Annotated in this window: 10 protein-coding genes; 4 read left to right on the forward strand and 6 right to left on the reverse strand. The window is 69.3% G+C overall.

The window, feature by feature from the left end:
- Positions 1-5 precede the first annotated feature (5 nt).
- Complete coding sequence (locus ACH4F2_RS16600; RefSeq protein WP_398133416.1) at positions 6-794, forward strand: helix-turn-helix domain-containing protein; 789 nt, start codon at positions 6-8, stop codon at positions 792-794.
- A gap of 8 nt (positions 795-802) precedes the next feature.
- Here ACH4F2_RS16600 and pyk read toward each other — a convergent pair whose 3' ends face one another.
- Complete coding sequence (gene pyk, locus ACH4F2_RS16605; RefSeq protein ID WP_398133417.1) at positions 803-2,239, reverse strand: pyruvate kinase; 1,437 nt, start codon at positions 2,237-2,239, stop codon at positions 803-805.
- Between the two features lie 216 nt (positions 2,240-2,455).
- Here pyk and ACH4F2_RS16610 point away from each other — a divergent pair, with 216 nt between their 5' ends.
- Positions 2,456-4,264 carry a bifunctional metallophosphatase/5'-nucleotidase gene (locus ACH4F2_RS16610; protein ID WP_398133418.1) on the forward strand — a complete coding sequence of 603 codons (1,809 nt, stop codon included), beginning with the start codon at positions 2,456-2,458 and terminating at the stop codon, positions 4,262-4,264.
- Between the two features lie 22 nt (positions 4,265-4,286).
- On the opposite strand, the gene ACH4F2_RS16615 is transcribed toward ACH4F2_RS16610, so the two are convergent.
- The 4 genes from ACH4F2_RS16615 to ACH4F2_RS16630 all read right to left on the reverse strand — a co-directional run bounded on the left by ACH4F2_RS16615 (position 4,287) and on the right by ACH4F2_RS16630 (position 10,188).
- Positions 4,287-5,699: a lysine N(6)-hydroxylase/L-ornithine N(5)-oxygenase family protein gene (locus tag ACH4F2_RS16615; RefSeq protein ID WP_398133419.1), complete on the reverse strand. Its 1,413-nt coding sequence runs from the start codon at positions 5,697-5,699 to the stop codon at positions 4,287-4,289.
- On the reverse strand, positions 5,696-7,066 hold the full coding sequence (locus ACH4F2_RS16620; RefSeq protein ID WP_398133420.1) for a pyridoxal phosphate-dependent decarboxylase family protein: 1,371 nt from the start codon (positions 7,064-7,066) through the stop codon (positions 5,696-5,698). Before ACH4F2_RS16620 ends, ACH4F2_RS16615 begins: the two co-directional genes overlap by 4 nt.
- 139 nt (positions 7,067-7,205) lie before the next feature.
- Entirely contained in the window at positions 7,206-9,704 is a 2,499-nt protein-coding gene (pepN, locus tag ACH4F2_RS16625; RefSeq protein WP_398133421.1) for an aminopeptidase N, read from the reverse strand.
- A 133-nt stretch (positions 9,705-9,837) separates the two neighbouring features.
- Complete coding sequence (locus ACH4F2_RS16630; RefSeq protein WP_398133422.1) at positions 9,838-10,188, reverse strand: chorismate mutase; 351 nt, start codon at positions 10,186-10,188, stop codon at positions 9,838-9,840.
- A 120-nt stretch (positions 10,189-10,308) separates the two neighbouring features.
- Between ACH4F2_RS16630 and ACH4F2_RS16635 the strand changes: the two genes are divergently transcribed.
- Positions 10,309-11,208, forward strand: a complete 900-nt coding sequence (locus tag ACH4F2_RS16635; protein WP_398133423.1) for a hypothetical protein — start codon at positions 10,309-10,311, stop codon at positions 11,206-11,208.
- A gap of 27 nt (positions 11,209-11,235) precedes the next feature.
- Complete coding sequence (locus ACH4F2_RS16640; protein WP_398133424.1) at positions 11,236-11,871, forward strand: SIMPL domain-containing protein; 636 nt, start codon at positions 11,236-11,238, stop codon at positions 11,869-11,871.
- Positions 11,872-11,902: 31 nt separating this feature from the next.
- Here the strand turns inward: ACH4F2_RS16640 and ACH4F2_RS16645 are convergent, their stop codons facing one another.
- Positions 11,903-12,625 carry a vWA domain-containing protein gene (locus tag ACH4F2_RS16645; protein ID WP_398133425.1) on the reverse strand — a complete coding sequence of 241 codons (723 nt, stop codon included), beginning with the start codon at positions 12,623-12,625 and terminating at the stop codon, positions 11,903-11,905.
- Positions 12,626-12,676 lie beyond the last annotated feature (51 nt).

Genomic DNA, 12,676 nt, shown 5'->3' on the forward strand with positions numbered 1-12,676 from the left:
ATCGCATGAACTTCCACAGCACTGACGTGCGACAGAAAGCCCTCACACTGCTGCGCGGCGGCGCGAAGAACGCGGACGTTGCACGAGCTCTGAACATCCCGGCGGGCACGATCAGCTACTGGAAGCACCTGGACCTGGCCAAGCGTGGCGAATGCCCTGGCAAGCACGATCCGAGCTGCCCCAGGTGTCATGGACGGGAACTGGACGAGCCCGCCTACAACTACCTACTGGGTCTCTACCTCGGCGATGGCCATGTCAGCCACTACTCCGAACACCGCGTGCCGAACCTCATGATCGCTTGCGCCGATTCATGGCCCGGGCTCATGGACGACTGCGAACAGGCCATGCGTGCGGTCTTCCCCGACAACTCGGTCTGCCGTGTCCGCAGAACCGGCTGCCACAACGTGAAGGTCTACTCGAAGCACCTGCACTGCCTCTTCCCCCAGCACGGGCCTGGAAGGAAGCACGACCGCACCATCGCACTCGAACCCTGGCAGCAAGAGATCGTCGACGTCCACCCCTGGGAGTTCATCCGGGGCCTGATCCACTCCGACGGCTGCCGGATCACCAACTGGACCACCCGGCTCGTCGGCGGCGAGCGCAAGCGTTACGAATACCCCAGGTATTTCTTCACCAACACATCGACCGACATCATCAGGCTTTTCACCGCTGCTCTCGACCGCGTCGGCGTCGAGTGGAAGTCACTCAACCAAAGCCGCGCGGCCGTCACCATCTCCGTAGCCCGCAAAGCCTCCGTAGCCCTCATGGACGCCCACGTCGGCCCCAAGTACTGACGACCGGCCTACGTGGGGCTGTCGTCCTCCCCGATGTGGTGCACCCGGACCAGGTTGGTCGTGCCCGACACCCCGGGCGGTGAGCCGGCCGTGATGACCACCACGTCGCCCTTCTGGCAGCGTCCGTAGCGGGTGAGGAGTTCGTCCACCTGGTCGACCATCGCGTCCGTGGAGTCCGCGTGCGGGCCGAGGAAGGTCTCCACGCCCCAGGTCAGGCTCAGCTGTGAGCGTGTCGCCGGTTCGGGGGTGAAGGCGAGCAGTGGGATGGGCGAGCGGTAGCGGGAGAGGCGGCGGACGGTGTCGCCGGACTGGGTGAAGGCGACGAGGAACTTGGCGTCGAGGAAGTCGCCGATCTCGGCTGCCGCGCGGGCGACGGCGCCGCCCTGGGTGCGGGGTTTGTTGCGGTCGGTCAGTGGGGGGAGGCCTTTGGCGAGGATGTCCTCTTCGGCGGCCTCGACGATGCGGGCCATGGTGCGCACTGTCTCGGTCGGGTGTTTGCCGACGCTGGTCTCGCCGGAGAGCATGACCGCGTCGGTGCCGTCGATGACGGCGTTGGCGACGTCGGAGGCTTCGGCACGGGTGGGGCGGGCGTTGTCGATCATGGAGTCGAGCATCTGGGTGGCGACGATGACCGGTTTGGCGTTGCGTTTGGCGAGTTTGATGGCGCGCTTTTGGACGATGGGGACCTGTTCGAGGGGCATTTCGACGCCGAGGTCGCCCCGGGCGACCATGATGCCGTCGAAGGCGGCGACGATGTCTTCGATGTTGTCGACGGCCTGAGGTTTTTCGATCTTGGCGATGACGGGGAGGCGGCGGCCTTCTTCGTCCATGATGCGGTGGACGTCGAGGGCGTCCCGTCCGCTGCGGACGAAGGAGAGGGCGATGACGTCGAAGCCGTTGCGCAGGGCCCAGCGGAGGTCGTCCTCGTCCTTTTTGGAGAGGGCGGGGACGGAGACGGCGACGCCGGGGAGGTTGAGGCCCTTGTGGTCGGAGACCATGCCGCCTTCGATCACGGTCGTGTGGACTCGGGGGCCGTCGATGCGGGTGACTTCGAGGCAGACTTTGCCGTCGTCGACGAGGATGCGTTCGCCGGGGGTGACGTCGGTGGCGAGGCCGGCGTACGTGGTGCCGCAGGTGTGGCGGTCACCGGCGGTGCCTTCTTCGACGGTGATGGTGAAGGTGTCGCCGCGTTCGAGGAGTACGGGGCCTTCGGTGAAGTGGCCGAGTCGGATCTTCGGGCCCTGAAGGTCGGCGAGGGTGCCGACGCTGCGGCCGGTCTCGTCGGATGCTTTGCGGACGCGGTGGTATCGCTCTTCGTGTTCGGCGTGGGTGCCGTGGCTGAAGTTGAAGCGGGCGATGTCCATTCCGGCGTCGACCAGGTGTTTGATCTGGTCGTACGAGTCGGTGGCGGGCCCAAGTGTGCAGACGATCTTTGCTCGGCGCATGGGTCAGAGCCTATGACTTACCGACGGGTAGCGAATTGGCCGCGCATGTCCACTCAACAACCTTTGAGTAAAGGGTTATTGACAAGAGTTGAATTGTGCGCGGTGCTGCTCCGATGAGCATTTCATCCGGTTGCCGCCTCTTGACAGACGTCGCGCCCAGGACGGAATCTACGCGCGTTGCCACAGTTGTTCACGGGTCACCGAGGAGAGTCAGCCATGCCGTTGAACCGCCGGAAGTTCCTGAGCAGGTCCGCCGTGACGGGGGCGGGTGTCGCGCTGGCCGGCGCGGTGGCGGCTCCGGCGGCCGGGGCGGCCCCCGCGCACGGGGGTGGTCGTAAGAAGCCGAAGCGGTACGCGCTGACGGTGCTGGGCACGACCGACCTGCACGGGCACGTCTTCAACTGGGACTACTTCAAGGACACGGAGTACGCGGACGCGGCGGGCAACGCGCAGGGGCTGGCCCGTGTCTCGACGCTGGTGGACCAGGTCCGTGAGGAGAAGGGCCGCCGCAACACGCTGCTGCTGGACGCGGGCGACACCATCCAGGGCACTCCGTTGACGTACTACTACGCGAAGGTCGATCCGATCACCGCCGAGGGTGGTCCGGTGCACCCGATGGCGCAGGCGATGAACGCGATCGGGTACGACGCGGTGGCGCTCGGCAATCACGAGTTCAACTACGGCATCGAGACGCTGCGGAAGTTCGAGGAGCAGTGTGACTTTCCGTTGCTCGGTGCGAACGCGGTGGACGCGAAGACGCTGAGGCCGGCCTTCCCGCCGTATTTCATGAAGACGTTCCGGGTGAAGGGCGCGCCGCCGGTGAGGGTGGCGGTGCTGGGGTTGACCAATCCGGGTATCGCGATCTGGGACAAGGCGTACGTGCAGGGGAAGCTGGCGTTCCCGGGTCTCGAGGAGCAGGCGGCCAAGTGGGTGCCGAAGCTGCGTTCGATGGGTGCGGACGTGGTGGTGGTGTCGGCGCATTCCGGGTCGTCCGGGACGTCCTCGTACGGTGATCAGGTGCCGTATGTCGAGAACGCGGCGGCCGATGTGGCCCGGCTGGTGCCGGGTATCGACGCGATTCTGGTGGGGCACGCGCACACGGAGATCGAGGAGCTGAAGGTCGTCAACGAGGAGACCGGGAGGACGGTCGTGCTGTCGGAGCCGCTGTGTTATGCCGAGCGGCTCACTCTCTTCGACTTCGAGCTGGTCTTCGAGCGGGGTCGTTGGCGGGTGGAGTCGGTGAAGGCGTCGCTGCGGAACTCGAACACCGTCGCGGACGACCCGAAGATCACCGAGTTGCTCGCGGACGAGCACGCGAAGGTCGTGGCGTACGTCAATCAGGTGGTCGGCACGGCGACCGAGACGCTGACGACCGCGGAGGCGCGCTACAAGGATGCTCCGATCATCGATCTGATCACCAGGGTGCAGGAGGATGTGGTCAGGGAGGCGCTGGCCGGTACGGAGTTCGCCGCGCTGCCGGTGCTGGCGCAGGCGTCGCCGTTCTCGCGGACCTCGGAGATCCCGGCCGGGGATGTGACGATCCGGGATCTGTCGAGTCTGTACGTGTATGACAACACGTTGGTGGCGAAGCTGATGACGGGTGCCCAGTTGCGGGAGTACCTGGAGTTCTCGGCGGAGTACTACGTGCGGACGGCGGCCGGTGCGCCGGTGGACGTGGAGAAGCTGACCAATGCGAACGGCCGTCCGGACTACAACTACGACTACGTGTCGGGGTTGACGTACGAGATCGATGTCGCGCGGGCGCCCGGTTCGCGGATCAGGAATCTCGCCTACGGCGGTGCTCCGCTGGTGGATGCGCAGCAGTTCGTGCTGGCGGTGAACAACTACCGGGCCAATGGTGGTGGTGCCTTCCCGCATGTGGCGTCGGCGAGGGAGTTGTGGTCGGAGTCGACGGAGATCCGTACGCGGATCGCGGAGTGGGTGACGGCGAGGGGTGTGCTGGACCCGGGTGACTTCGCGTCGGTGGGCTGGTCGTTGACGCGGGACGGTGTGCCGGTGTTCTGAGCCGGTCTTTTCCGGGGCTGTCTCAGATTCCGTCCGCCAGGGGGGTGAGTGTCCGGTGGTGGCGTGCGGAGGGGATCTGGGGCAGTCCGTTCTGCAGTCCGAAGGTGGTGAAGGCGGTGCGGTGCGGTAGTGGGTAGGGCTGCTGTCCGGTGAGGTCGTTGAGGATGGTGGCGCTGCGCCAGGCGGCGAGGCCGAGGTCGGGTGTGCCGACGCCGTGGGTGTGGGTTTCGGCGTTCTGGACGTAGACGGAGCCGGTGACGGAGGGGTCGAGGAGGAGACGGAAGTGTTCGTCGATGCGGGGGCGTTCGCTGTTGTCGAGCCGCATGTAGGGGTCGAGGCCGGCGAGGAGGCGGTCGAGGGGGCGTTCGCGGTAGCCGGTGGCGAGGATGACGGCGTTGGTGGTGAGGCGGGAGCGGGTTTTCTGCTGGGCGTGTTCGAGGTGGAGTTCGATCTGGGTGGTGGCGATGCGGCCTGCGGTGCGGACGTGGACGCCGGGGGTGAGGACGGTGTCGGGCCAGCCGCCGTCGAGGGTGCGGCGGTAGAGCTCGTCGTGGATGGCGGCGGTGGTGTCGGCGTCGATGCCTTTGTGGAGTTGCCACTGTGCGGTGACGAGGCGGTCGCGGACGGGTTCGGTGAGGGCGTGGAAGTAGCGGGTGTAGTCGGGGGTGAAGTGTTCCAGGCCGAGTTTGGAGTACTCCATGGGGGCGAAGGTTTCGGTGCGGCCGAGCCAGTGGAGTCTTTCGTGTCCGGTGGGGCGGTGGCGTAGCAGGTCGAGGAAGATTTCCGCGCCGGACTGGCCGGTGCCGATGACGGTGATGTGGTCGGCGGTGAGGATTGTTTCGCGGTGGTCGAGGTAGTGGGCGGCGTGGATGACGGGGACGCCGGGGGCTTCGGCGAGGGGTTTGAGCGGGTCGGGGATGTGGGGTTCGGTGCCGATGCCGAGGGCGACGTTGCGGGTGTGGGTGCGGCCGAGGGCTTCGGCTTCTCCCTCGGGGCCGAGTTGGGTGTAGTCGACTTCGAAGAGGTCGCGTTCGGGGTTCCAGCGGACGGCGTCGACCTGGTGGTGGAAGCGGAGGGTGGGGAGGTTGTCGGCGACCCAGCGGCAGTAGGCGTCGTATTCGGTGCGTTGGATGTGGAAGCGTTCGGCGAAGTAGAAGGGGAAGAGGCGTTCTCGGGTCTTGAGGTGGTTGAGGAAGGTCCAGGGGCTGGCGGGGTCGGCGAGGGTGACGAGGTCGGCGAGGAAGGGGACCTGGATGCGTGCGCCGTCGATGAGCAGGCCTGGGTGCCAGTGGAAGGCGGGGCGCTGGTCGTAGAAGACGGTGTGGAGGTGGGTGAGGGGGTCGGCGAGGGCGGCGAGGGAGAGGTTGAAGGGGCCGATGCCGATGCCGACGAGGTCGTGGGGGGTGTCGGGGGTGTGGGGTGTGGGGGTGTTCATCGCGTGGTGTGTCCTTTCAGGGCGTTTTCCACGAGGGTGAGGAGGGTGGCGAGGTCGTCGGGGTGGGTGTGGGGGTTGAGGAGGGTGGCCTTGAGCCAGAGCCGGTCGTCGGCGTGGGCGCGGCCGAGGACGGCCTGGCCGGTGGTGAGGAGGGTGCGGCGCAGGGCGGCGACGGTGGCGTCGGTGGTGTGGGTGGGGCGGAAGAGGACGGTGCTGATGGTGGGTGGGGCGTGGAGTTCGAAGCGGGGGTGGTGGTGGACGAGGGCGGCGAACTCCTCGGCCAGCGCGCAGACCCGGTCGACGAGTGCGCCCAGTCCGGTGCGGCCGAGGGTTTTGAGGGTGGCGGCGATTTTGAGGATGTCGGGGCGGCGGCTGGTGCGGGGTGAGCGGCCGAGGAGGTCGGGGAGTCCGGCGTCGGTGTCGTCGTCGGCGTTGAGGTAGTGGGTGTGGTGGTGGAGGGCGGTGAGGTCGTCGGGGTTCTTGACGGTGAGGAGGCCGGCGGCGATGGGTTGCCAGCCGAGTTTGTGCAGGTCGAGGGTGACGGTGTGGGCGGCTTCGAGTCCGGCGAGTTTGGGGCGGTGCTGTTCGCTGAAGAGGAGGCCGGCGCCGTAGGCGGCGTCGATGTGGAGGCGGGCGCCGTGTGCGGTGCAGCGGTCGGCGATTTCGGGGAGGGGGTCGATGAGGCCGGCGTCGGTGGTGCCGGCGGTGGCGACGACGAGGTGTGGTCCGGGGATCTGGGTCAGGGCTTCGTCGAGGGCGGCGGGGTCGAGGGTGCCGGCGGGGGCGGGGACGGTGACGGGTTCGGGCAGGCCCAGTAGCCAGGTGGCGCGGGGTACGGAGTGGTGGGCGTTGGCTCCGTGGATGAGTCGCAGGCCCGCGCCGTGTGTTTCGCGGGCGAGGAGGGTGGCGAGTTGGTTGGATTCGGTGCCGCCGGTGGTGATGAGGGCGTCGGCGGCGCCGGTTTCGCGGGCGAGGGCGCGGGTGACGAGGGTTTCGAGGGTGGAGGCGGCGGGTGCTTGGTCCCAGGAGTCGAGGGAGGGGTTGAGGGCGCTCGCTGCGAGGTCTGCGGCGGTGGCTACGGCGAGGGGTGGGCCGTGCAGGTGGGCGGCGCACAGGGGGTGGGCGGGGTCGGCGGCGCCTTCGGCGAGTGCGGTGACCAGGGTGCGGAGGGCATCGGGGTCGCCGTGGTCGGGCAGGATGTCGCCGGCCGCGTCCGCCAGGCGGGCGGTGACGGTGTCGGGGCCGCCTGCGGGCAGGGGGCCGCCGCGTGCGGTGGTGCCGGCGTGCAGTGCGTCGAGGACGGTGTCGAGCAGGGGTCGTAGGGCGTCGGGGCCGTGCGGGCCCGAGGCGAGGGGCGGCAGGCCCATGGGCTGTCCTCCGGGCGCGGTTCGGCGGGGGGTTCCAGCTTGTACGCGGTGGTGTGCGTACGCCCGGACAGCTCAAGATCACAACCCGAAAGTGGTATGCCTGCGGCCGGCCCCGGGCTGGGGGCCGGCCGCGTCGGGGTCAGTGGGTGTTCGTCTCCCGTACGCGCAGGGCGCGGGCGAGGTCGTCGAGCTGGTCGGTGAGTTTGCGGCGCAGGGCGGGGGTGGGGTCGGCGTCGGTGAGGCATTCCTGGCCGAGGCGCAGGTTGTCGGTGTCGACGGCGTGGGCGGGGAAGGCCCAGCGGCCGGCGGCGTCGGCGATGGCGGGGCCGCGGCGGGCGGCGACTGCGACGGCTTCGGTGTAGTAGCGCGGTACGTAGTCGCGTACGAGGTCGGCTTGTTCGGGCTGCCAGAAGCCCTTGGCGGTGGCGGTGAACAGGTAGTTGGAGAGGTCGTCGGTGGTGAACATGGCGTGCCAGGCGCGGCTCTTGGCGTCGGGGTGGGGCAGGGCGGCGCGGCAGTGGGCGGCGCCTTCCTGGCCGGTGTCGCTGGGGTCGCGTTCGAGTTCGGCGGCGATGGCGGCTTCGTCGGTGGCGCCGAGGACGGCGAGGCGGGTGAGGATGCGCCAGCGCAGTTCGGGGTCGAGTTCGGGTCCGCCGGGGATGCTGCCGTCGGCGAGCCAGGCGGCGATGGTGTCGGGGTGGGCGGCGGTGGCGATGCGGTGGCGTACGGCGATGAGGCGCAGTCCGGGGTGGTCGCCGTCCTCGGTGCGGCGGATGAGGTCGCGGCAGAGGTCGGTGAGGGTGGTGAGGGCGGCGGGCCGTTGTGCGGGGGTGAGGTAGCGGTCGGCGACCTGGGTGGCGGCGAAGGTGAGGACGCCGTCGACGAGGGCGAGGTCGGTTTCGTGGGGGAGGTGGGCGCGGGCGATGTCGAGGTAGGTGGTGGCGGGGAGCTGGCCGTCGCGGACGGCGTCCCGCAGGGCGTTCCAGGCGACGGCTCGGGTGAGGGGGTCGGGCAGGCCGGAGAGGCTGGTGCGCAGGGTCTGGAAGGAGTCGGTGTCGAAGCGGATCTTGGCGTAGGTGAGGTCGCCGTCGTTGAGGACGATGAGGGCGGGGCGTTTGCCGATGGGCCGGGGTTCGGTCTGCGGGATGTCGAGGTCGAGGCGTTCGCGCAGGGTGAACCGGCCCTGGTCGGTGAGGTCCTGGTCGTAGAGGCCTGCGGCGATGCGGTGGGGGCGGGTGCCGGTGCGGTGGACGGTGAGGGCGCGGGTGCCGTTGTCGCCGGTGACGTGTGGGGTGAGGGTGTCGACGCCGGTGGTGCGCAGCCAGGCGTCGGCCCAGGCGTGGACGTCGCGGTCGGTGGTGGCGGCGAGGGAGTCGATGAAGTCGGCGAGGGTGGCGTTGGCGAACTTGTGCCGGTCGAAGTGGGTGTTGATGCCGGCGAGGAAGTCCTTCTCGCCGAGCCAGGTGACGAGTTGGCGCAGGGCGGAGGCGCCCTTGGCGTAGGAGATGCCGTCGAAGTTGAGGAGGGCGGAGGCGGTGTCGGGGACGTTTTCGGGGGCTACGGGGTGGGTGGAGGGGCGTTGGTCGGCGTCGTAGCCCCAGGGTTTGCGGGCGACGCCGAAGTCGGTCCAGGTGTCGGTGAAGCGGGTGGCTTCGGCGGTGGTCTGGTAGCCCATGTACTCGGCGAAGGACTCGTTCAGCCAGATGTCGTCCCACCACTTGAGGGTGACGAGGTCGCCGAACCACATGTGGGCCATCTCGTGGGCGATGACCATGGCGCGGGTCTGTCGCTGGGTGTCGGTGACGGCGGAGCGGAAGACGAATTCGTCGCGGAAGGTGACCAGGCCGGGGTTCTCCATGGCGCCGGCGTTGAATTCGGGGACGAACGCCTGGTCGTAGGAGTCGAAGGGGTAGGGCTCGGTGAACTTCTCGTGGTAGCGGTCGAAGCAGCCGCGGGTGACGTCGAGGAGTTCGTCGGCGTCGGCGTCCAGGTGGGGGGCGAGGGAGCGGCGGCAGTGGAGGCCGAAGGGCAGGCCGCGGTGTTCGGTGCGTACGGAGTGCCAGGGGCCGGCGGCGACTGCGACGAGGTAGGTGGAGATGAGGGGGGTGGTGGCGGCCTTCCAGTGGCCGTCGCCGGTGTGTTCGGTGATGCCGTTGGCGAGGACGGTCCAGCCCTGGGGTGCGGTGACGGTCAGGTCGAAGACGGCCTTGAGGTCGGGCTGGTCGAAGGCGGCGAAGACGCGCTGGACGTCGTCCATGAACAGCTGGGTGTAGACGTAGGTCTCGCCGTCGGCGGGGTCGGTGAAGCGGTGCATGCCCTCGCCGGTGCGGGAGTAGCGCATGGCCGCTTCGACGTGCAGCTCGTGCTCGCCGGGGGTGAGGTTCTTCAGGGTCAGCCGGTTGTCGTCGAGGCCGGCCGGGTCGAGGGGGTGTCCGTCCAGGGTGACGGTGCGCAGCTCGGCGGGCTTGATCTCGACGAAGGTGTCCGTGGTGTCCGGCTCGCCGCGGACGGTGAAGCGGATGACGGTGCGGGAGTCGAAGGTGTCGTCCCCACGGGTCAGATCGAGGTCGATCGTGTAGTGGTGGACGTCGAGGAGCCGGGCTCGGGTCTGCGCTTCGTCGCGCGTCAGTACGGACATGCACGACATGCTGCCTGATGCGGTCGGCAGGGCACAGAGGCGGATGGGTACGCGGGGTTTGTCCGGTCCGCCGCGGTGGCCGGCGTGCTCTCCGGCGTGCGCCCCCGTGGGTGGGGGCGCGGGGCCCGCGGAGTCAGTCGGAGGCCGGGGCGCTGCCGTTGCCGTTGTCCTCCGCGATGCGCTCGTGGTGGTGGATGACCTCGGCGATGATGAAGTTCAGGAACTTCTCGGCGAACGCCGGGTCGAGTTTGGCGCTCTCGGCGAGGGTGCGCAGCCGGGCGATCTGTTTCGCCTCCCGGGTCGGATCGGCGGGCGGCAGCTGGTGCCGGGCCTTGAGGTGGCCGACCTGCTGGGTGCATTTGAAGCGTTCGGCGAGCATGTGGACGACGGCTGCGTCGATGTTGTCGATGCTGTCCCGCAGCCGGGCCAGCTCCTCACGGACGGCGGGGTCGACGGCACCGGTACCGGTGTGGCTGGTGGTCATGGGTGTTCACCCTAAGGGCGGATTGCGGGCCGTGGCTGACCGTCTCAGGCGGTGAACGCCCGGCGGCCCGGCTGTCCTCGTACAGTGGGGGCAGGGCTTCGGGCGTCTTGGGGGTCGGGCGTGGCGAACGGCGGACCGGTCGAGCATGGTTTCCCGCATCTGGAGACGGTGCGGGCGGCCGTCACCGCGCTGTACAGGCGGTTGTCGTGCGACACCGTGCGGACGTTCTCGGCCAGCGTGGCGCCGGCGGACGTGGCGTTCTGCGACACCGATGACCTGTATCTGGGCGCGCAGCGGGTGGCGCACGAGCTGGTGCGTCATTACCGTCTTCCGGATGCGCGGATGATCGTGTCCTTCCGGGAGATGACGCATGCGGCGAGTGTCGAGCTCGCGGCGGGTCCGGAGTACTTCATCGAGCTGAACGACCGGTTCCGCGCGCATCGCCGGGACATCGGCGCGGCCCTGGCGCACGAGGTGATGCACGTGTATCTGCACCGTCTCGACCTGTCCTTCGCCGGTCTTCGGGACAACGAGATCCTCACCGACACGGCGACGACGTATCTGGGTGCCGGTTGGCTGCTGCTGGACGCCTATCGGGAGGATTCGGCGTCGTCGCAGAAGCTGGGGTATCTGACGCCGGAGGAGTTCGGCTACGTCCTGGCGAAGCGGGCGCTGGTGTTCGGTGAGGACCCGTCGGTGTGGTTCACCAGTGCGCAGGCCTACACGGCGTACGTGAAGGGTATGGCCCGGGCGCGCCGGGACGAGCAGCAGCCGCCGCTGACCGGTGCGGGCTGGGCGGGCCGACGCCGGTATGCGCGGGACCGGCGTCATGCCCAGGACCCGCATGGTGCCGCGGCCCTTCCGGTGGACGGGCCGTACTCCTTCACGCCGGGCGGGCGGGGGCCGCTGCGGGTGTCGTTCCCGTGCCCGACCTGTCATCAGCGGATCAGGGTGCCGGTGCGGGGGCGGGTGCGGGCGCGGTGCGGGCTGTGCCGGACGGTACTGGAGTGCGATACGTGAACGGGCGTGCGGTGCTTCAATGCGCGCATGACTGAGACGATCGACGAGCCCTGGGGGATCAGTGTCTTCGGTGCGGGCAGTGTGCGGGCCGAGCCGCAGCTGGTGCGGTTGAAGCTGGCGGTGGACGTGCTGGAGCCCGCGCCGGACCGGGCGTTCCAGGAGGCGGGCACGGCGGTGACGCGGTTGCGGGACGTGCTGCGCCGGCACGGGATACCGGACACCTCGGTCTCGGGCTCCCGGCTCAAGCTCAGCTCGGAGTACGACGGCTACGGCGGCGAGCGGAGGTTCCTCGGCTACCGCTGCCAGACCTCGTACTCCGTGGAGACCGGGGCGCTGGACGATCTCCAGCGGCTGATCGTGGACGCGGTCGACGCGGGCGCGCACCGGATCGACGGCGTCGAGTTCGACGTGCACGACAAGCCGGCGATGCGCGACGAGGCCCGCCGCAGGGCGGTGGCGGCCGCCCGGCGCAAGGCCGAGGTGTACACGGAGGCGGCGGGGGTGCGGCTGGGCCCGGTGGTGCACATCCAGGACGTGGACGCCGAGTCCTTCCGCCAGTACCGCGGCCACGGCGGCGGGGGCGGCGGCTCGGCCGGAGATCTCGCGCCGGGGACGGTGGAGGTGTCGGCGGGTGTGGTGCTGGGGTTCTCGCTGACGCACTGACCCCTCACCGGCCGTCCCGTCCCGGGGGTTCCTAGGGCCGCACGATGCCCTGCGCGCGTGCGGCCACCAGCCATTGGGGGAATTCGCCGACCAGGCGGTCGTACAGTTCGGCGTCGGTCACCTTGCGCGGGTCGCGGCCCGCGTGGAAGAACCCGGCGTTGTCGACGGCCCGCTTGGCCGGGACCGCGAGGTCGTCGAGTTTGCGCAGGTACTCGAACTGGCGGCTGCCGGGGTCGCCGAAGCCGACGAACTGCCAGAACAGGGGCAGCGGTGCCGCCTTGCACAGGTACCGTTCGGCGGCGAGCCGGTTGATGGGGCCGCCGTCGGTCTGGAAGACGACCAGGGCGGGGTGGCGGGCGCCGCTGTCCAGGTAGTGGTCGATGACGGCGTCCATGGCCAGGTGGTAGCTGGTCTTGCCCATGTGTCCGAGGCCGGCCACGATCCGCTCGATCCGCCCCTCGTGGTCGGCGAGCGCGATGTCGGTGACGGCGTCGACGTCCGTGGAGAAGAACACGACCGGTACGGTGCCGTCGTCGTCGAGGTGCGCGGACAGTCCGAGCACCCGGTCGGCGAGCGCCTGTACGCTGCCGTCCTTGTAGTACGGCTTCATGGAGCCGGAGTAGTCGACGACGAGGTAGACCGCCGCCCGGGTCCCCTCCAGTCCGTGCTTGGTCAGCGACACCCCGGCGCTCTTGTACGGTTCGACCAGCGCGGGGGCGGTCTCCCGCACCTTGGTGAGACTGATCGCGGCCATGCGGACTCCCCCGTCATCCCTGGGACTTACGGCATCTGGCTGCCGAGGTTA

Origin of the sequence: Streptomyces sp. NPDC017890, from assembly GCF_044328675.1 — a bacterium.
In the GTDB taxonomy this organism is placed as follows: Bacteria; Actinomycetota; Actinomycetes; order Streptomycetales; family Streptomycetaceae; genus Streptomyces.